The sequence below is a fragment of the Streptomyces sp. MNU89 genome (assembly GCF_020982505.1).
In the GTDB taxonomy this organism is placed as follows: Bacteria; Actinomycetota; Actinomycetes; order Streptomycetales; family Streptomycetaceae; genus Streptomyces; species Streptomyces xinghaiensis.
This window is the reverse complement of the sequence record NZ_JAJKLL010000001.1, coordinates 631,924-650,240: the sequence shown is the minus strand read 5'-3', so window position 1 is coordinate 650,240 and position 18,317 is coordinate 631,924. Positions and strand designations below refer to the sequence as shown.

Genomic DNA, 18,317 nt, shown 5'->3' with positions numbered 1-18,317 from the left:
GCCCTGCTCCGGTCCCTCAGCGGCCTGCTCCGGTCCCTCACCGGACGGGGAAACCGCTCTGCTCGGCGTCCAGTTCGCGGACGCGCTGCAGGACGAGCGGGGCGCGCGGCGAACCCTGGGGGAGGACGGCAGCCAGCGCCGCCCACGCCTCCAGGTCCTCCGCGCCCCACGGGTTGCCCGTCCAGGTACTCAGCAGCTCCGGGTCGCGGCGGGCCAGCAGGGCCGCGCGCAGTTGGCCGTCGACACGGTCGCGCAGCCGGAGCACGGCCGGGGCCCGGGACGAGGGCAGCAGCGGGCCGCGGTACGCGGCGACGGCCGCCGCGGGCGACCCGGCCGTGAGGTGGCGCAGCACCGTGTCGAAGTCCGCCGTCACGGGCGCCGTCAGCCGGTACGGGCGGGAGCGGAGGAGTCCGTCGCCGAGGGCGCGGCGCAGCCGGGACAGTTCGGCGCGCAGGGTGACCGGGGTGGTGTGCTCGTCCTCGTAGAGGGCGACCAGCAGTTCGTCGCCGGTCATGCCCTCGGGGTGGCAGGCGAGCAGCACCACCAGTTCGCTGTGGCGGCGGCTGAGCCGGAGGGTGCGGCCGCCGGCGGTCAACGCGGCCTCGTCCAGGCCCAGGGCGCGGAGTTCCACGGCGGGGAGGCGGTCCGCGACCCGGCCGGGGCGGGCCGAGCAGGGCGAGCTGGGACTCGGCGGCCCGCGCGACGGCCTGGACGAAGGCGAGACTGTGCGGGTGGGCGAGCCGGTTGCCGCCGGTGATGTCGACGGCGCCGAGCAGGCGGCCGCTGTGCGGGTCGTGTACGGGGGCGGCGGCGCAGGTCCAGGTGTGCACGGTGCGGTTGAAGTGCTCGGCCGCGAACACCTGTACGGGTCGGTCGACGGCGACGGCCGTACCGGGCGCGTTGGTCCCCACGGCCGACTCGGACCAGGCCGCGCCGGGCACGAAGTTCATCCGGTCCGCGCGGCGGCGGGCGGCCGTGTGGCCCTCGACCCACAGCAGCCTGCCCTGTGCGTCGCAGACGGCGAGCAGATGTTCCCCGTCCATGGCGAAGGTGCCCATCAGATCGCGGAACAGCGGCATGACGCGGGCCAGCGGGTGCTCGGCGCGGTAGGCGTCGAGGTCGTCGTCGGACAGTTCGACCGGCGCGGTGCCGTCCGGGCTGACGCGGGCCCGTGCGGAGCGCCGCCAGGAGTCGGCGACCACCGAGCGGACGGACGATCCGGGCGGGCCCGGACGGCCGTCGCTGCCGGGGGCCTCGGCCTGCCCGGTGGTGAAGGCGTCGTGCGCACGGCGGATCGCGCCGGCCCGCTGTGCGGGATCGGCGCCCGGTTCGAGAGCGACCCAAGGATTGACCACGGCGGCTTCCCGGAATGGATGAGCGGAGCGGAGTGTCACCATCGTGGCGGCGCATTGCGGCTGCGACAACAGATGGGGAGACGTTGATGACGGAAGAACCGGAGACGGCGGAGCAGCTCGCGGCCTTCCCGGAGTCCTGGGAACGCTGCCTGGCGGTCGTCGCCCACCCGGACGATCTCGAATACGGGGCCGCCGCGGCCATCGCGGGCTGGGTCGACCGGGGCGCGGAGGTGTCGTACCTCCTGGTCACCCGCGGCGAGGCGGGCATCGACGGAATGGCACCCGCGGACTGCGCGCCGCTGCGGGAGCGGGAGCAGCGGGAGAGCGCGGCCGTGGTCGGGGTGTCGTCGGTGGAGTTCCTCGACGGCTACCCGGACGGGGTGATCGAGTACGGCACGGCGCTGCGCCGGGACATCGCGGCCGCGATCCGGCGGCACCGGCCGGAGCTGGTGCTCACCCTCAACCACCGCGAGACCTTCGGCGGCACCTTCTGGAACACCCCGGACCACCGGGCGGTCGGCCTGGCCACCCTGGACGCGGTGGGCGACGCCGGCAACCGCTGGATCTTCCCCGAACTGACCGAGCGGGGGCTCCAGCCCTGGGACGGGGTGCGCTGGGTCGCCGTCGCCGCCTCCCCCCAGCCGACCCATGCGGTCGACGTGACCGACGGGCTGGAGAAGGGCGTGCGGTCCCTGCTGGCACACCGGGCCTATATAGAGGGCCTGACCGACGAGGATCCGGAAAGCTACGCCCGCGCCTTTCTGACCGGCAACGCCGAGGCCGCTTCCCTCCGCTTCGGCGGCCGCCCGGCCGCGGTCTTCGAGGTCTTCCCCCGCTGACCGCCCCGGGCGGCCCGCGGTGGCGAGCCGCCCCTCAGCGGCCCGCCACTTCCGGGGAGAACGCGGCGATGCCCGGTGCGTCCCCGTCCGGAGCGGGCGGCGCGCCGAACCGGGCCAGGCAGTGCCAGACCATCTTGAGCGCCTGGAGGCCGTGGCGTCCGGTGCGGGTGGCGTCACCGATAATCCGGGGATCCAGGAGGCCGTCCTCGGCGATCGCGGCGCCGAGTTCGACGTACTCCCGTCCGCGGTAGTCCGGGTGGTGCCGCAACTCCTCGACGGTGAGCCGGAATCCGGCGTGCCATGCAACGGGGCAGGGCAGCCGGCGGGCCGCGGCCTCCACCTCCGTACCGCGGTAGGCCGGGTCCAGGACCAGCGCCTCCACATGGCGGCCGAGAAGGACCGGGCCGTGGACCTGGGCCTCGATGTAGTCGTTGAGCACGTCCTGGTCGTCGGCCGCGGCCAGTTCGATCAGGGACATGGCGGTCGCGGTGCCGAAGTGCGAGGGTTCGGCGGCGCTGTCCGGGTAGCAGAACGTGGCGCGTCCCAGGGTCTCCGTGGTCAGCCGGAAATGAGAGGAGCCGAAGCGGTGGGCACCGCCGAAGGGCCGCTGCCGGAAGTTCAGCGCGCCGTAGACTGGGCGCTCGTGTGCGGGCGCCCGGTCGTAGGCTCCGCCGAACATCCGGCTCTCCCAGCGCCAGCGGTCGCCGCCGGGATGGGCGGTCAGGCCCCCGTTGCTGGTGCCGGTGACGAACTGCGAGCGGTAGACGCCGTCCTCGGCCAGGGCCTGCAGGAGCGGCCGGCGGCCGCCCGCCACGCGGTCGGGGTGGAAGTTGAGCGTCAGGCGCAACCGCGGGTCGAGCGGTGCTCCCGTGGACAGCGACGCCACATGGCGGAGCGCCCGCGTTGTGGCCGGGCCGGTGATGTCGTCACGCATCCTCGCAGTCTGCCGGGGCGCGGCGTGCCGCCGCGCGGGATTTGCGGCGCGGTGTTGGCAGGGTGCGGACGGGCGGGGTGCGGGTGCGGGGTCAGGGCAGGCGCAGTGGGCGGCGTTCGAAGGTGATGCCCAGGTCCTCGCTGATGCGGGTGGCCGTCTCGCGCAGGGCGGGCAGCAGCGCGGCCCGGGACTCCTCGGCCGTGCCGCGGCCGGTGTGGGTGGAGACGTTGAGCGCCGCCACCGGCCGGCCGTCGCGGCCCCGTACCGGGACGGCCAGGGAGCGGAGGCCCTCCTCCAGTTCCTCGTCGACCAGGGCGTAGCCGTCCGAGGCCACCCGGTCGAGGATGCGGCCGAGTTCGGCGGGATCGGTGACCGTCCGGCCGGTGAAGCGAGGCGGTTTCCCGGCGGAGAGCCGCGCGGCGCGCTCCTCGGGGGGCAGGCCGGCCAGCAGGATCCGGCCCATGGAGGTGGGGGTCGCGGGGAAGCGGGTGCCGATGGTGATGTTGACGCTCATGATCCGGTAGGCGGGGACCCGGGCGATGTAGCGGATGTCCTGTCCGTCGAGGACGGCCACGGAGGCGGATTCGCGCACGCGGGCGGCCAGGTCCTCCAGATGGGGCTGCACGACCTCGGTGAAGCTCAGCCCGGACAGCGGTGCGTAGCCGAGCTCCAGCACCCGGGGGAGCAGCTGGAAGCGCCGGTCGGCGGAGTGGACGTAGCCGAGTTGTCCGAGGGAGAGCAGGGCGCGGCGGGCGGTGGCCCGGGGCTGGCCGACGGCCTCGGCCGTCTCGGAGAGGGTGAGTCCGCGCGGGCCGGCGCCCAGGGCGGCGAGGACGTCCAGGCCGCGGGCCAGTGACTGCAGGAAGCCCGCGCCGAGCTCCCGCTTGGCGTCGGGCAGGGGCGTGCCCGGGGCCGTACCGGCGCCCGGGCGCGGGGGGCGGTTGCGGGCCTCGGACAGGGCGGCCTCCATGGCGGGCAGCAGGGCGCGCAGCCGGGGGAGCGCGGTGGCGGCGAGGGAGGCGGCGGTGTGCCGTCCGGTGTTGCTGACCACGCTGATGCCGCAGGACGGCCGGCCCTCCGCGTCCCGTACGGGCACGGCCACGGCGATCAGTCCCTGCTCCATCCGCTGGTCGTCCACGGCCCACTCGGGGCTCTCCGGGCCGGTGACCATGCCCGCCGCGCAGCGGTCCGCGGGCAGCAGGTCGCCGATGCGGAAGACGGGGGTCATGGCGCGGCGGCGGATCACCTGCGCGACGAAGCGGACGCCGTCGCCGTCCGGCACCGCGACCGACACCGACTCGTCGAGCTCGTCGGCGATCAGCTCGGCGAACGGCTGGAGCGCGTCGGCCACGCCGCAGCTCGCCAGATAGGCGTTGCCGAACCGCATGAGCCGGGGTGAGAGCTCGATGTCCCGGCCCGTCGCGCGGAGCAGGCCGAGGTGGAGGAGGGTGCCCACGACCCGGTCGACGGTGGCGCGGGCCAGTCCGGTGGCGTGCACGAGGTCGCTGGGGCGCAGCCGCCGGCTGCCGGACGCGGTCATCGCGCGGATCACGGTGAGGCCGCGTTCCAGCGGACCGGTCACCGGCACGGTGCCGGTGACCGCCGCGGTGGTGTCGTCGCCGGTCATGGCCGGTCTCCTCTCCGTGGGGGTGGTGCGGAAGGTGCGGGCCGGGATCCGGTCGTGACCGTTGACAGCGGTGCGCGCGGGACGGAGACTCGACCTCGGCATCATTATGAACGAAAGTTCACCCGGCGAACAAGTGAGAGGGCATGGCAGAAATCAGCACCCTGCACGACGCCGTCGCAGAGCTCATCCACGACGGTGACACCGTGGCGATGGAGGGGTTCACGCATCTGATCCCGTTCGCCGCCGCGCACGAGGTCATCCGGCAGGGCATCACCGACCTCACGCTGGTCCGGATGACACCGGACGTCGTCTACGACCAGCTCATCGGTGCGGGGCTGGTGAGGAAGCTTGTCTTCTCCTGGGGAGGCAACCCCGGCGTCGGCTCCCTGCACCGCTTCCGCGACGCCGTCGAGAACGGCTGGCCGCGCCCCCTCGAACTGGACGAGCACAGCCACGCCGGCATGGCCAACCGCTATGTCGCCGGCGCCTCCGGACTGCCCTTCGCCGTGCTGCGCGGCTACCGGGGCAGCGACCTGGCCACCCGCACGGACACCGTCTCCACCGTCACCTGCCCCTTCACCGGCGAGGAACTGGCCGCCGTACGGGCCCTCAACCCCGATGTCACCGTCATCCACGCCCAGCAGGCCGACCGCGACGGCAACGTCCAGCTCTGGGGCCTGACGGGCGTGCAGAAGGAAGCCGCGCTCGCCGCGCGGCGGGTGCTGGTGACCGTCGAGGAGATCGTGGAGACCCTGGAGCCCCGGCCCCGCGGCATCGTCCTGCCCGGCTGGGTCGTCACGGCCGTCGCCCACGTCCCCGGCGGCGCCCACCCCTCGTACGCCGCCGGCTACTCCGTCCGGGACAACGACGCCTACGCGGCCTGGGACCCGGTCTCCCGGGACCGCGACGCCTTCCTGGCCTGGATGAAGGACCACGTGTACGACAGGAGCGAGCCGCGATGACCACTGACGCCACCCCGGCCGGCGCCACCACCCCGGCCGGCGCCCCGGGCACCCCGGCCGGCTGGACCTCCGACGAGCTGATGACGGTCAACGCCGCGCGTGCCCTCTCCGGCGCCCGCACCTGCTTCGTCGGCATCGGGCTCCCCAGCACCGCCGCCAACCTCGCCCGGCACACCGCCAACCCGGACCTCGTCCTGATCTACGAGTCCGGCACCCTCGGCTCCAAGCCGACCCGGCTGCCGCTCTCGATCGGGGACGGCGAACTCGCCGACACGGCCGACGCGGTGGTCTCCGTACCGGAGATCTTCAACTACTGGCTCCAGGCCGGGCGCATCGATGTCGGCTTCCTCGGAGCCGCCCAGGTCGACCGCTTCGCGAACATCAACACCACCGCCGTGGACCGGGGACCGGACCGTCCCGAAGGACGGCTGCCCGGGGCCGGCGGCGCACCCGAGATCGCCGCCAACTGCGGGCGGGTGCTGATGGTGCTCCGCCACTCCACCCGCAACTTCGTACGGAAACTCGACTTCACCACCACCGTCGGCCACGGCACCGGGCCCGGCGACCGCGAACGGCTCGGGCTCCGCGGCGCCGGACCGACCGCCGTCATCACCGACCTCGGCATCCTGCGGCCCGACCCGGAGACGGCCGAACTCCTCCTCACCGACCTCCACCCCGGAGTCACCGCCGAACGCGTCCGCGCCGCCACCGGCTGGGACCTGCGCGTCGCCGCGACGCCGGTCACCACCGCGCCGCCGACGGAGGCCGAACTGGCCACCCTGCGCGCCCTGAAAGCCGCCGGACGGAGCGCCGCGTGAACCGCCCGGCCCCCGCACCCCGCCGCCGGCCGGAGCGCTCCGCCCGGTCGGCGCCGCCGCGCGGACCGGGCCCGGTCACCGCCCCGCCTCCGGGGCACCGCACCCACCGGTGCCCGTCCCATCCCGCACCCCCAGGAGACGCCCGCATGAAGCTGTCCCACACCGCGCCGGTGCCGTCGCCCGCGCCGGCGCCCGAGACGGTGACACCCCCCGCCCGGCCGCCCCTGGTCCAGGCCGACATCGACCGCGAGATCGCCGGGCTGCACGCGGCCTACGACAAGGCCCGCGCCGGGGGCGCGCCCCCCGCGCACCACCCGCCGCGCGACTTCCGCCCCTACCGCAGCAGCAGCCTGCGGTACCCCAAGGAGCCGCTCGTCGCCGTGAACGGCGACCCGGAGACCGTCGAACTGCACGGGCCCGTCTTCGGCCCCACCGACGTCACCGAACTCGACGCCGACCTCACCCGGCAGCACCGCGGCGAGCCGCTGGGCGAGCGCATCACCGTCACCGGGCGGGTACTCGACAGCACCGGCCGCCCCGTGCGCAACCAACTCGTCGAGATCTGGCAGGCCAACGCCTCCGGCCGCTACGCGCACCAGCGCGACCAGCACCCGGCGCCCCTCGACCCCCACTTCACCGGCGTCGGCCGCTGCCTGACCGACGACCACGGCACGTACACCTTCACCACCATCAAGCCCGGCCCCTATCCCTGGCGGAACCACGTCAACGCCTGGCGCCCCGCGCACATCCACTTCTCGCTCTTCGGCACCGCCTTCACCCAGCGCCTGATCACACAGATGTACTTCCCGGGCGACCCCCTCTTCCCCTACGACCCGATCCTGGCATCCGTCACCGACAGCGCCGCCCGCGAACGGCTCGTCGCCACCTACGACCACGAGCTGTCCCGGCCCGAGTGGTCCCTGGGCTACCGCTGGGACATCGTCCTCGACGGACCCTCCGCCACCTGGATCGAGGAAGGCCGCTCATGAGCAGCACACCGCCCCGGGCCCTGCCGCCCACGCCCTCCCAGACCGTCGGCCCCTTCTACGGCTACGCGCTGCCCTTCACCGGCGGCGGCGATGTGGCACCCCCCGGCCACCCCGACACCGTCACCGTCCACGGCCGGGTGCTCGACGGGGCCGGCGCGGCCGTGCCCGACGCCCTGCTGGAGTTCTGGCAGGCCGGACCCGACGGCTCACTGTCCGGCGCCCCCGGCTCGCTGCGGCGCGACCCCGTCACCGGGGCGGTCCTCGGCCGGGACGGCGTCGAGTTCACCGGCTTCGCCCGCGTCCCCACCGACGCCGACGGGCACTACACGCTGCGTACGCTGCCGCCCGGCGGCGCGCCCCATCTGTCCGTGTGCGTCTTCGCCCGCGGCCTGCTGCACCATCTGTTCACCCGCGCCTATCTGCGCGACGATCCGGACGACGGACTGCTCTCCACGCTGCCGGCCGAGCGCAGGGCGACGCTGCTCGCGCTGCCGGAGGAGGGCAGGCACCGCACCCACCGGTTCGACATCCGCCTGCAGGGCGAGGGGGAGACGGTCTTCCTTGACTTCGCCTGATTCCGCGGCCCCCGCCGGACCCCGGCCGCCGGAGCCCGGCGCCGGCGACGACACGGGGCTGCTCTCCCCGGTCCGGGCCGGTACCGCCGCCGAGGCGGCCACCGGCGACCGGGCCTGGCTCGCCGCCCTGCTCGACGCCGAGGCCGCGCTCACCCGCGCCCAGGCGGCGCTCGGCCTCGCCCCGGAGGAGGCGGCCGGCGCCGTGGACCGCGCCGTGCGCGAGAGCGCGTTCGACGTGCGGGACCTCGCCCTGCGCGCCCGCTCCGGCGGCAACCCCGTCATCCCGCTCGTCCGCGAGCTGACCGCCGCCGTACGGAAGACCGCGCCGGGGGCCGCCGCCCATGTGCACCGGGGCGCGACCAGCCAGGACATCCTCGACACCGCCACCATGCTGGTCGCCGCACGGACGCTCCCGCTGATCCTCGCCGACCTCGAACGCGCCATCGACGCCCTGGGCCGGCTGGCGGACCGGCACCGCGCCACCCCCATGCCCGGCCGCACCCTCACCCAGCACGCCGTGCCCACCACCTTCGGCCTCAAGGCCGCGGGCTGGCGCTCCCTGCTCCTGGACGCCCACGACCGGCTGGCCGCGCTCCTGGACGGCGGCCTCCCGGTCCAGCTGGGCGGCGCCGCGGGCACCCTCGCGGCCTTCGGCGCGTACGCGCGGCCGGACGACGGGCAGGACCCGGCAGGCACCGGCGCCGCGGACACCGGGGGAGCGGGCCCGGGCACGCGGATCGCCGCACAGTACGCGCGCGAACTCGGCCTCGCCGAGCCCGGACTGCCCTGGCACACCCTGCGCACCCCCGTCGCCGATCTCGCCGCCGGGCTCGCCTTCACCACCGGGGCGCTGGGCAAGCTCGCCGCCGACGTCCTGGTGCTCTCCCGCACGGAGATCGGCGAGGTCGCCGAGGGGACCGGCGGCGGCTCCTCCGCCATGCCGCACAAGGCCAACCCGGCCCGGGCCGTGCTCATCGCGTCCGCCGCCCGCCAGGTCCCCGCCCTCGCCGCCGTCCTGCTCGGCTCGCTCGCCGCCGAGGACGAGCGGCCCGGCGGCGCCTGGCACGCCGAGTGGCAGCCGCTGCGGGAGGCACTGCGCCTCACCGGCGGCGCGGCCGAGGCGGCCGCCGGGCTGGCCGGGGGCCTGCGGGTCCGGCCCGAACGGATGCGCGCCAATCTCGACCTCACCGGCGGACTCGTCGTCTCCGAACGCCTGACCGCCGAACTCGCCCCGCTCCTCGGCCGTGAGGAAGCGGCCGGCCTGCTCGGCGACGCGGCCCGCCGTGCCGCCGAGCGCGGGACCGGCCTGCGGGAGGTGCTCCGCGAGGAGCCCGCCGTGCGCGAGGCCCTGTCCGAGGAACGGCTGCGCGAGCTGACCGACCCCGCCGGCTACACCGGTGAGGCCGCCGTGCTCACCGCCCGCGCCCTGCGCCGCACGCCCCGCCGCCTCCCCGCGGGCCCGCCCTCCCCGCCGTCCACCTCCTCACCGGAGGGACGGGCATGACCGGCCGACCGCTCGCCCACCACCGGCTCGACGGCCCGGAGACCGCGCCACCGCTGATCCTCGGCCCGTCCCTGGGCACCTCCACCGCCGTCTGGGAGCCGCAGACCGCGGAACTGGCCCGCACCCGCCGTGTGCTCCGCTGGGACCTGCCCGGCCACGGCGGCTCCCCGGCGGACATCCTGCCGTCCTGGGAGACCCCGGGCGCCACCACGGTCGCCGACCTGGCCCGTCTGGTGCTCGATCTCGCCGACCACCACGGCTGGACGCGCTTCGGCTACGCCGGCATATCCCTCGGCGGCGCGGTCGGCGCACACCTCGCCGCGCACCACCCCGGACGCGTCGAAGCGCTCGCCCTCGTCTGCTCCTCCGCCCGGTTCGGCGAGCCCGGGGCCTGGCGCGAACGGGCACGGCTGGTCAGGGAGAAGGGCACCGCGGCGCTGCTGGAGGCCACGCCCGGACGCTGGTTCGCCGCCCCCGACCGGGCGGTCGCCTCCCGGCACGCGGCCGCCGTGCTGGCCGATCTCGCCGCCGCGGACCGGAACGGCTATGCCGCCTGCTGCGACGCTCTCGCCGGCTACGACCTGCGGTCGGGGCTCGTCCGCATCGGCGTGCCGGCCCTCGTCGTCGCCGGGCGCGACGATCCCGCGACCCCGCCCGCGCACGCGCGCGAACTCGCCGACGGCATCCCCGGCGCCGATCTGCTCGAACTCGCCCACGCCGCCCACCTCGCCGGCATCGACCGGCCCTCCGCCGTCGGCGCGGCCCTCTCGGCCCACTTCGGCGCCGGGGCGGCGCACCACCGCGATCCCGCGGATCCGGCCTCCGGCCGTCCCCGTCCCGGCCGTTCCGCCCACACCGACACCCCGGAGGAACCCTGATGCACACCACCGTCGGCATCATCGGCGGCGGGCCCGCCGGTCTGCTGCTCGCCCGGCTGCTGGACCGGGCCGGTATCGACTCCGTCGTCCTGGAGCACCGTGACCGCGCCTATGTCGAGGAGCGGCAGCGCGCCGGCATCCTCGAACAGGGGACGGTGGACGCGCTGCGCGCCTGCGGTGCCGGTGAGCGCATGGACCGCGAGGGCCTGGTCCACCACGGCATCGAACTCCGCTTCGACCGCCGCAGCCACCGGATCGACTTCCCCTCCCTCACCGGCGGGCGCAGCGTCATGGTGTACGCGCAGACCGAGGTGGTGAAGGACCTCATCGCCCTGCGGCTGGCGGAGGGGGGCGGCCCCCTGCTGTTCGGTGCCGAGGCGGTGGCCGTCGAGGGCGCGGAGACCGGAAGCCCGGTCATCCGGTTCACCCACGAAGGACGCGAGCGGACGCTCTCCTGCGACTTCGTGGTCGGCTGCGACGGCTTCCACGGCATCGCGCGCGACGCGCTCCCCGAGACGGTGCGGCGCGTCTTCGAGCGGGTCTACCCCTACTCGTGGCTGGGCATCCTGGCCGATGTGCCGCCCTCCTGCGAGGAGTTGATCTACGCGCATTCGCCGCGCGGCTTCGCCCTGCACAGCATGCGCACGCCCACGGTCAGCAGGCTCTACCTCCAGGTCCCGAACGGCACCGACCCGGCCGACTGGTCCGACGAACGGATCTGGGACGAACTGGACGCCCGGTTCGCCGTCGACGGCGACTGGAAACTCGAACGGGGCCCGATCACCCAGAAGTCCGTCACCCCGATGCGCAGCTGGGTCACCGAGCCGATGCGTCACGGCCGGCTGTTCCTGGCCGGCGACGCCGCGCACATCGTCCCGCCGACCGGCGCGAAAGGGCTCAACCTGGCGGTGTCCGACGTCGTGGTGCTGGCGCGGGCGCTCGAGCACTGGCGGGCCACCGGATCCGAGGAGCTGCTCGACGCCTACTCGGACACCTGTCTGCGGCGGGTCTGGCGGGCGGAGCACTTCTCGTACGTCATGACGACATCCCTGCACACCGACCCGGACCAGAGCCCGTTCGACGGCAGGCTGCAACTGGCCCAGCTGCACCGGATCGCCGACTCCACCGCCGCGGCGACCGAACTCGCCGAGAACTACACGGGGCTGCCGATCGGCTGAACACCCGGGGCGGGGGAGCGGGGGTGGTCAGCCGGCGGCGGCCAGCGCGCCCATCGGGTCGTCCAGGACGTCCTGGACGACCGACTGCGCGGCGCCCAGCAGCGCGGCGTCCCGACCCAGTCCGGAGACGACGATCTCGCCGTGCGCCGCGCGCGTCGGGTCGGCCACATGCCGGCGCAGCTCCCGCTCCGCCGCGGGCAGCAGCCACGGAGACAGCTCGGTCAGCGCGCCGCCGAGCACGATGGTCTCCGGGTCCAGCAGGTTCACCACCCCGGCGAGGGCGGTGCCGAGCGCGGTCCCCGCGCCCCGCAGCGCACGGCGCGCGGCACCGTCCCCGGCGTCGGCGCGCGCCCTCAGGACGGCCACCCCGGCGGCTCCCCGCTCCTCGATCCCGGCGGCGCGGAGCAGGGCCTCCTCGCCCGCGTACTGCTCCAGGCACCCCCGCCCGCCGCACGCGCAGGGGCGCCCGGCGGGGCGTACCGGGACGTGCCCCAGCTCGCCCGCGAAACCGTGCGCCCCGCGCAGCAGGGACCCGTCCACGACGACCGCCGCGCCGATGCCGATCTCGGCCGAGACGTAGACGAAGTCGCGCGGCGCCGGGGTGCGGTCCCCGCGCCAGAGTTCGGCCAGCGCTCCGATGTTGGCCTCGTTGGCGATCGTCACGGGCAGCCGGAGGGCTTCCGCGAGAACGGTGCCGGCGTCCACGCCCTGCCAGCCCAGGTTCGGGGCGCGCACCACCGTCGCCGCATCCCGCGCGACGAGACCCGGCACGGCCACCGCGACGCCGACGGGGCGCAGCCCCTCGCGCTCGGCGTCCGCGGTCACCCGGGCGCAGAGCCCGGCGAGCCGCCGCAGCACTGGCCCGGGCGCGCTGCCGCGGTGCTCGCCCTCCTCCTCGGCCCGGACCCGGACCCGTCCCCGCAGATCCACGGCGCAGACGGCCAGCCGGTCCACCCCGATCTCCGCGCCGAGCCCGGCCGGGCCGCGCTCGTTCAGCGCGAGGTCACGGCCGGGGCGCCCGACCGTGCCCGGCCGGCTCCGGCCGAGCTCCACCAGCAGCCCGGCACGCGCCAGTTCGTCGACGAGCGTGGACACGGCGGCGCGGGTCAGCCCGATCCGGGAGGCGACGCCGGCCCGTGAGATCGGGCCGTGCGCGGCCACGGTGTGCAGCACCAGGGAGAGGTTCCGCTGCCGCATACCGTGCTGGGTGTTCGGCGCCGGTACGGCCACGGCCCGGCTCCTTTCGTCGTGAGCATTCCGACCCTACGGGGACGCCGGGACCGGTGCGCGGGCGGTGCCCCGCACCGGCCCGGCCGGCCCGGCCGGTGCGGGCGGCCCTCCGTTCCGCGCCGCCCGCCGTCCGGCTAGCCCTCCAGCAGCGGTCCCGCGCTCTTGAGGGTCCGGGCCAGCCGTTCCAGGGCCGCCTCGTCCCGCTCCACGGCGTCCAGGGACACCCCGCGGTCGGTTCCCCAGCGCCGGGCCACCTCGGCCGGGTCCTCCCCGGTCAGCAGCCCGGCCGCCTGCGCGGCCGCGCCCAGCGCGACCAGTTCGGAGGCCTCGGGCACCAGGACCGGGCGCCCGGAGAGCCGGCGCACCGTCTCCCGCCAGGCGGTGCCGCGGGCACCGCCGCCGATGAGCAGGATCGGCGCGCTCGGGTCGGCGTCCGCGTCCAGCACCAGGTCCAGCGCCGACAGCAGCGCGTACACCGCGCCGTCGTAGGCGGCCTGGAGGACCTGCCCGGGGGTGGTGTCGTGCCGCAGGCCGTGGAGCAGCCCGGACGCGTACGGCAGGTTGGGGGTCCGCTCGCCGTCCAGGAACGGCAGGACGACGGCCGATCCGCCCGGCTCCACGGCCTCCCGGTCGCGGCCGAGGAGTTCCGCGAACCGGTCCACGGCCAGGGTGCAGTTGAGGGTGCAGGCCAGGGGCAGCCAGTCGCCGCGGGCGTCGGCGAACCCGGCGACCGTGCCGGTCGGATCGGCGGGACGGCGCGGCGAGACCGCGTAGACCGTGCCGGAGGTGCCGAGGCTCAGCACGGGCCGCCCGGGCCGCAGCCCCAGGCCGAGCGCGGCGGCCATGTTGTCGCCGGTGCCCGCACCCACCACGGTGCCCGGCTTCAGCGGCAGACCGTCCAGGCCGCCCCGTACGGTTCCCGCGGCCGAGCCGGGGGGTACGACCTCGGGCAGCAGCGCCGGGTCGAGGGCGACCCGGCCGAGGATGTCCTCGTCGTAGAGGCCGGCCGGTGAGCCGCCCTCGCCGCGCCACCAGCCGGTGCCCGAGGCGTCGCCCCGGTCCGTGGTGCCGCGTCCGGTGAGCCGTTCGGTGAGGTAGTCGTGCGGCAGGCGGACGGCCGCCGTGCGCGCGGCTGCCTCGGGCTCGTTCTCCCGCAGCCACGCCCACTTGGTGACCGTGAACGCCGGGGCGGGCACCGAGCCGATCCGTCCGGCCCACGCCTCCGCGCCGCCGAGCTCCTCGACGAGCCGGTCGCGCTGCGGGGCGGAGCGCACGTCGTTCCAGAGCATCGCGGGCCGCACCGGCCGCCCGTCGGCGTCCAGAGTCACCAGCCCGTGCTGCTGCCCGCCGACCGCGACGGCCTCCGCGCGCTCCGCGGCCGCGCCGCACTGGCGGAGAGCCTCGGTCAGCGCCTCCCACCACTGCTCGGGATCGCTCTCCCGTCCCGCGCCGCCGCTGACCCGGTGCGGCGCCTGCCCGCGGGCGACGACCTGGCCGGTGGCGGCGTCGACGACCAGTGCCTTCGTGGACTGGGTGGAGCTGTCCACGCCCACGACGAGCGGCCCGTCACCGGAAGCCCGCCCTCCCGTTGCTGTCATCGCGTGATCCCTTCCCCGGGCGGTTCCGTGCCCTGTCCGTGGTGTGCCTCTGGTGTGCCTGTGGTGTGCCCGTGCGGCCTTTCCGGCGGTCTCCCCGGTGGCTTCTCCGGTGATTTCTCCGGACCGGAGGGCTTCCGGGCTTCCCAGCCGCGCTCGTGCATACTAATTTGTAAAGCGCCATGACGAAATAGCGAGGAGCCCGCAATGAGCTACCAGCCGACACCGGACGACAAATTCAGCTTCGGCCTGTGGACCGTGGGGTGGCAGGGACGCGACCCGTTCGGTGACGCCACCCGGGCCGCCATCGACCCGGCCGAGTCCGTACGGCGGCTCGCCGACCTCGGCGCGTACGGCGTGACGTTCCACGACGACGACCTCATCCCCTTCGGCTCCTCGGACGCCGAGCGCGAGTCCCACATCAAGCGCTTCCGCGAGGCGCTCGACGCCACCGGCCTGATCGTCCCGATGGCCACCACCAACCTGTTCACCCACCCCGTCTTCAAGGACGGCGGGTTCACCTCCAACGACCGCGACGTCCGCCGCTACGCGCTCCGCAAGACGATCCGCAACATCGACCTGGCCGCCGAGCTGGGCGCCCGCACGTACGTCGCCTGGGGCGGGCGCGAGGGCGCCGAGTCCGGCGCCGCCAAGGACGTGCGCGTTGCCCTCGACCGGCTCAAGGAAGCCTTCGACGTGCTCGGCGAGTACGTCACCGAGAAGGGCTACGACCTGCGGTTCGCCCTGGAGCCCAAGCCCAACGAGCCGCGCGGCGACATCCTGCTGCCCACCGTCGGGCACGCGCTGGCGTTCATCGAGCGCCTGGAGCGCCCGGAGCTCTACGGCGTCAACCCGGAGGTCGGCCACGAGCAGATGGCCGGGCTCAACTTCGCGCACGGCATCGCGCAGGCCCTGTGGGCGGGCAAGCTCTTCCACATCGACCTGAACGGCCAGTCCGGCATCAAGTACGACCAGGACCTCCGCTTCGGCGCCGGCGACCTGCGCTCCGCCTTCTGGCTGGTCGACCTGCTGGAGACGGCCGGCTACGAGGGCCCGCGGCACTTCGACTTCAAGCCGCCGCGCACCGAGGACTACGACGGTGTGTGGGAGTCCGCGGCCGGCTGCATGCGCAACTACCTGCTCCTCAAGGAGCGGGCGGCGGCCTTCCGCGCCGACCCGGAGGTGCAGGAGGCCCTGCGCGCCTCCCGGCTGGACGAGCTGGCGCGGCCGACCCTCGGCGAGGGCGAGACGCTCGCCGGCCTGCTGGCCGACCGCAGTGCCTTCGAGTCCTTCGACGTCGAGGCGGTGGCGCAGAAGGGGATGGCCTTCGAGCGGCTGGACCAGCTCGCCATGGACCACCTGCTGGGCGCCCGCGGCTGACCCCCGCATACGGCGCCCGGGGGCGTGCGCGCACTGCCCGCGCACGCCCCGTGGCCGGGTCCCGGCCTCCCCTGTACGGGTCCCGGCTCCTGCGGGCGGCCCGGCCCGGACGGTTCCCCGTCCGGGCCGGGCCGTCACGCGGTGGATCCCCTCCGGGTCCGCCGCGGCGGAAATCAGGGTCGGCTCGGGGTCCGCGGCGGAACCACCGGCCGTGCTCCGGCCGTTTCACCGGGTACAGCGGCATCCGCCGCTCAAGGGAGGCGCAGAAATGTCGAAGCGGACGAAGGTCGTAGTCGGCGGTGCGGTGGCGGGCGTGTTCCTGCTGTGGCTGCTGCCGTTCTGGGCGGCGCTGCTGGTGCTCGTCGGAGTGCCGGTGGGCGCGTACCTGCTGCTGGACCCCTCGCAGCGGCGCCGGCTGAAGAGGGCGACCCGCAAAGAGCTGGGCCGCTGACCCCGCCGCCGGTACCGTCCCCGGTGGGGCGCCCGGCAGCGGGCCGGGGCGGCGGGGACGGGGGTGCGGGATGAACGGCACGGTCGCGGCGGTGAGCCGCGAGGAGGAGTACCGCTTCAGCAAGCGGGGGCGGGACGCCATCCGGCTGCTGGCCGGGCTCGGGGTGGAGGGCGACGCGCACCAGGGGGCGACGGTCCGGCACCGGTCGCGCATGGCCCGGGACCCGGCACAGCCCAATCTGCGGCAGGTCCACCTCCTGCACCGGGAACTGTTCGCCGAGGTGGCCGAGGCCGGATTCGAGGTGCTGCCCGGGCAGTTGGGGGAGAACATCACGACCGCCGGGATCGACCTGCTCGCGCTGTCCACCGGCACCCTGCTGCGTCTCGGCGACGAGGCGGTGGTCGAGGTGACCGGTCTCCGCAACCCGTGCGCGCAGATCGACGGGTTCCGGAACGGGCTCCTGAAGGAGGTCCTCGGCCGCGACGAGCGCGGGCGGGTGGTCCGCCGGGCCGGGATCATGGGCATCGTCCTGGTGGGCGGAGAGGTGCGCCCCGGCGACCGGATCATGGCCGAGGCGCCCGCCGGACCGCACCACCCGCTGGAGCCGGTCTGATCGTCCCGGCGAAGGGGACGGAGGCGGGCGCGGGACGACGGGACGGACCCGGGGCCGGGCGGGGGCGCCGGGCGCGCACGGGTCTGCCGTACCGGCCCGGCGCCGGCCGTACCGCCCGGGAGCCGCCCTGCGCCTCAGGCCGGTTTGGCCGCCATCTCGTCCAGCGCCCGGAGCAGCGCGGGAAGCTTCGGCCCGCGTCCGACCGGGATGACGTCCCCCGGCATGTCGTCGAGCAGGACGAACGCCATGTCGTCGGTCCGCGCCACCAGGCTCCAGCCCGGTCCGTCGGCCCGTAGTGTCCTGGCCCCGTCCGAGGCGAACTCGGAGCGGACCCGGCCGAGGGGCGGGGGCGTCTCCACGTAGGCGTGCGCTTCCCGGAGTACGCGCCGTACGCCCTCGTTCGACGGCTCGCCCCCGTCCGACGGCCGGGCGGATTCCGCCGGTGAGGCCGGCGCCGCCGCTTCAGCCGGTCCCGCCGAACCGTCCGCGGCGCCGTCCCCGCCACTCCCGGAGGGCTCCTCCGCCCCTCGTACTCCTCCCGCCAGACCGCCCACCGCAGCGCGATCTCGTCCGCCCCGAGCCTGCGCTGGGCCGGCCCCCAGGTCTGCGCGTCCGGTGGTGCCAGCGGCGGCCGTCCGCTGTCCGGGTCCGGCGGCGGATCGTGGGGCGCGGGGACCCCGGGCGCGGCGACGGCCACCGCCAGCGGCCAGCCGGGCAGCACGCTGACGACGCTGCGCTCGTCGGGCGACAGGTCGTACTCCATACCGCAGTCCCAGGCGGCCAGGGCACAGGCGACGAGTGACACGTCGTCGATGACCACGGTCCAGCGGGCACCGCCGCCGTCCTGCCCGAGCACCAGTCCGTACCCCTGTTCGTAGGGTTCCAGACCGAGCGCCGCGCAGACCTCCGGGAAGTCGTCGCCGAGCACGCTCGGGAAACGGGCGGGCGTGAGCAGCACGGCGGTGAGGACGAACAGCGCGTCCTCGTCCGTCGCGGTCTCCTCCGTCGCGGCCACGGCAGCCTCCCATCAGGTCGTCGGTGCGCGAACCTTAACCAGTGGGTAATCCCGGCGTCGAGAGATCTGGCGCACGCCGGGGTCTCCCGCGCGGGGTCTCAGCCCCCGGGAAGGCCCAGCAGGGCGCGTGCGACCGTGTGCGGTGACTCCCCCCGCTCCCGGGCAAGGGCGATGACCGCCCTGCTCGCCAGTTCCGTCACGCCGAAGGACAGCGCCTCGGGTGAGACCCAGTCGGCCGCCTCGGCGGCGCGGTCGTCGTCGTTCTCGGCCCCCGCCGCCACATAGACGGCGGCGGCCTCGAACAGATTGTGCGGCCTTGCGGCGGGGGCCGGAGGGGTCCTCGGACGGCTCCTCCGCGCCATGAGTCCGCGGAT

At 75.4% G+C, this 18,317-nt stretch carries 16 protein-coding genes and 2 pseudogenes; 11 read left to right on the top strand and 7 right to left on the bottom strand.

Annotated features, from left to right (window positions below):
• Positions 1-37: 37 nt before the first annotated feature.
• A pseudogene (locus E4N63_RS02825) lies at positions 38-1,355 on the bottom strand (GAF domain-containing protein).
• 86 nt (positions 1,356-1,441) lie between these two features.
• On the opposite strand from E4N63_RS02825, the gene E4N63_RS02820 reads away from it, so the two are divergent.
• Entirely contained in the window at positions 1,442-2,194 is a 753-nt protein-coding gene (locus tag E4N63_RS02820; protein WP_230239805.1) for a PIG-L deacetylase family protein, read from the top strand.
• Between the two features lie 34 nt (positions 2,195-2,228).
• Here the strand turns inward: E4N63_RS02820 and E4N63_RS02815 are convergent, their stop codons facing one another.
• Positions 2,229-3,128 (bottom strand): DUF3626 domain-containing protein, encoded by a 900-nt coding sequence (locus tag E4N63_RS02815; protein WP_230239804.1) that lies wholly within the window; start codon positions 3,126-3,128, stop codon positions 2,229-2,231.
• Positions 3,129-3,219: 91 nt separating this feature from the next.
• Positions 3,220-4,755, bottom strand: coding sequence for an IclR family transcriptional regulator C-terminal domain-containing protein (locus tag E4N63_RS02810; protein ID WP_230239803.1), 1,536 nt, complete (start codon positions 4,753-4,755; stop codon positions 3,220-3,222).
• 143 nt (positions 4,756-4,898) lie between these two features.
• On the opposite strand from E4N63_RS02810, the gene E4N63_RS02805 reads away from it, so the two are divergent.
• From E4N63_RS02805 to E4N63_RS02775, 7 genes are all read left to right on the top strand, one after another.
• The gene (locus E4N63_RS02805; RefSeq protein ID WP_125625293.1) at positions 4,899-5,717 is read left to right on the top strand and encodes a CoA transferase subunit A; all 819 of its coding nucleotides are present in this window, start codon (positions 4,899-4,901) and stop codon (positions 5,715-5,717) included.
• Positions 5,718-5,797: 80 nt separating this feature from the next.
• On the top strand, positions 5,798-6,535 hold the full coding sequence (locus E4N63_RS02800) for a CoA-transferase subunit beta (protein ID WP_228430381.1): 738 nt from the start codon (positions 5,798-5,800) through the stop codon (positions 6,533-6,535).
• A 146-nt stretch (positions 6,536-6,681) separates the two neighbouring features.
• Positions 6,682-7,524 (top strand): protocatechuate 3,4-dioxygenase subunit beta, encoded by an 843-nt coding sequence (pcaH, locus tag E4N63_RS02795; protein WP_230239802.1) that lies wholly within the window; start codon positions 6,682-6,684, stop codon positions 7,522-7,524.
• Positions 7,521-8,099: a protocatechuate 3,4-dioxygenase subunit alpha gene (gene pcaG / locus E4N63_RS02790; RefSeq protein WP_230239801.1), complete on the top strand. Its 579-nt coding sequence runs from the start codon at positions 7,521-7,523 to the stop codon at positions 8,097-8,099. The genes pcaH and pcaG overlap by 4 nt, the downstream gene beginning before the upstream one ends.
• Positions 8,086-9,603, top strand: a complete 1,518-nt coding sequence (gene pcaB, locus E4N63_RS02785) for a 3-carboxy-cis,cis-muconate cycloisomerase (protein WP_374112671.1) — start codon at positions 8,086-8,088, stop codon at positions 9,601-9,603. Before pcaG ends, pcaB begins: the two co-directional genes overlap by 14 nt.
• Positions 9,600-10,481, top strand: a complete 882-nt coding sequence (locus E4N63_RS02780) for an alpha/beta fold hydrolase (protein ID WP_230239800.1) — start codon at positions 9,600-9,602, stop codon at positions 10,479-10,481. Before pcaB ends, E4N63_RS02780 begins: the two co-directional genes overlap by 4 nt.
• On the top strand, positions 10,481-11,659 hold the full coding sequence (locus E4N63_RS02775; RefSeq protein WP_125623154.1) for a 4-hydroxybenzoate 3-monooxygenase: 1,179 nt from the start codon (positions 10,481-10,483) through the stop codon (positions 11,657-11,659). The genes E4N63_RS02780 and E4N63_RS02775 overlap by 1 nt, the downstream gene beginning before the upstream one ends.
• A gap of 27 nt (positions 11,660-11,686) precedes the next feature.
• On the opposite strand, the gene E4N63_RS02770 is transcribed toward E4N63_RS02775, so the two are convergent.
• On the bottom strand, positions 11,687-12,856 hold the full coding sequence (locus E4N63_RS02770; protein WP_230242316.1) for an ROK family transcriptional regulator: 1,170 nt from the start codon (positions 12,854-12,856) through the stop codon (positions 11,687-11,689).
• A 167-nt stretch (positions 12,857-13,023) separates the two neighbouring features.
• Entirely contained in the window at positions 13,024-14,487 is a 1,464-nt protein-coding gene (xylB, locus tag E4N63_RS02765; RefSeq protein WP_230239799.1) for a xylulokinase, read from the bottom strand.
• Positions 14,488-14,691: 204 nt separating this feature from the next.
• Here xylB and xylA point away from each other — a divergent pair, with 204 nt between their 5' ends.
• The 3 genes from xylA to E4N63_RS02750 all read left to right on the top strand — a co-directional run bounded on the left by xylA (position 14,692) and on the right by E4N63_RS02750 (position 16,928).
• The gene (gene xylA / locus E4N63_RS02760; protein WP_125623156.1) at positions 14,692-15,864 is read left to right on the top strand and encodes a xylose isomerase; all 1,173 of its coding nucleotides are present in this window, start codon (positions 14,692-14,694) and stop codon (positions 15,862-15,864) included.
• 268 nt (positions 15,865-16,132) lie between these two features.
• Positions 16,133-16,315, top strand: coding sequence for a hypothetical protein (locus E4N63_RS02755; RefSeq protein ID WP_019706199.1), 183 nt, complete (start codon positions 16,133-16,135; stop codon positions 16,313-16,315).
• Between the two features lie 70 nt (positions 16,316-16,385).
• On the top strand, positions 16,386-16,928 hold the full coding sequence (locus tag E4N63_RS02750) for an MOSC domain-containing protein (protein ID WP_230239798.1): 543 nt from the start codon (positions 16,386-16,388) through the stop codon (positions 16,926-16,928).
• Positions 16,929-17,062: 134 nt separating this feature from the next.
• Here the strand turns inward: E4N63_RS02750 and E4N63_RS02745 are convergent.
• Positions 17,063-17,943, bottom strand: a pseudogene (locus tag E4N63_RS02745) (hypothetical protein).
• A 98-nt stretch (positions 17,944-18,041) separates the two neighbouring features.
• Positions 18,042-18,305 (bottom strand): hypothetical protein, encoded by a 264-nt coding sequence (locus E4N63_RS02740; RefSeq protein ID WP_230242314.1) that lies wholly within the window; start codon positions 18,303-18,305, stop codon positions 18,042-18,044.
• Between the last annotated feature and the right edge of the window lie 12 nt (positions 18,306-18,317).

What these genes read in the sequence shown, in the direction of transcription:
- E4N63_RS02800 (WP_228430381.1), top strand. Translation starts at nt 5,798, where the DNA reads ATGACGGTCAACGCCGCGCGTGCCCTCTCCGGCGCCCGCACCTGCTTC.
- E4N63_RS02815 (WP_230239804.1), bottom strand. Translation starts at nt 3,128, where the DNA reads ATGCGTGACGACATCACCGGCCCGGCCACAACGCGGGCGCTCCGCCAT.
- E4N63_RS02750 (WP_230239798.1), top strand. Translation starts at nt 16,386, where the DNA reads ATGAACGGCACGGTCGCGGCGGTGAGCCGCGAGGAGGAGTACCGCTTC.
- E4N63_RS02820 (WP_230239805.1), top strand. Translation starts at nt 1,442, where the DNA reads ATGACGGAAGAACCGGAGACGGCGGAGCAGCTCGCGGCCTTCCCGGAG.
- xylB (WP_230239799.1), bottom strand. Translation starts at nt 14,487, where the DNA reads ATGACAGCAACGGGAGGGCGGGCTTCCGGTGACGGGCCGCTCGTCGTG.
- E4N63_RS02755 (WP_019706199.1), top strand. Translation starts at nt 16,133, where the DNA reads ATGTCGAAGCGGACGAAGGTCGTAGTCGGCGGTGCGGTGGCGGGCGTG.
- E4N63_RS02770 (WP_230242316.1), bottom strand. Translation starts at nt 12,856, where the DNA reads ATGCGGCAGCGGAACCTCTCCCTGGTGCTGCACACCGTGGCCGCGCAC.
- pcaG (WP_230239801.1), top strand. Translation starts at nt 7,521, where the DNA reads ATGAGCAGCACACCGCCCCGGGCCCTGCCGCCCACGCCCTCCCAGACC.
- E4N63_RS02740 (WP_230242314.1), bottom strand. Translation starts at nt 18,305, where the DNA reads ATGGCGCGGAGGAGCCGTCCGAGGACCCCTCCGGCCCCCGCCGCAAGG.
- pcaH (WP_230239802.1), top strand. Translation starts at nt 6,682, where the DNA reads ATGAAGCTGTCCCACACCGCGCCGGTGCCGTCGCCCGCGCCGGCGCCC.
- E4N63_RS02780 (WP_230239800.1), top strand. Translation starts at nt 9,600, where the DNA reads ATGACCGGCCGACCGCTCGCCCACCACCGGCTCGACGGCCCGGAGACC.
- E4N63_RS02775 (WP_125623154.1), top strand. Translation starts at nt 10,481, where the DNA reads ATGCACACCACCGTCGGCATCATCGGCGGCGGGCCCGCCGGTCTGCTG.
- xylA (WP_125623156.1), top strand. Translation starts at nt 14,692, where the DNA reads ATGAGCTACCAGCCGACACCGGACGACAAATTCAGCTTCGGCCTGTGG.
- E4N63_RS02805 (WP_125625293.1), top strand. Translation starts at nt 4,899, where the DNA reads ATGGCAGAAATCAGCACCCTGCACGACGCCGTCGCAGAGCTCATCCAC.
- E4N63_RS02810 (WP_230239803.1), bottom strand. Translation starts at nt 4,755, where the DNA reads ATGACCGGCGACGACACCACCGCGGCGGTCACCGGCACCGTGCCGGTG.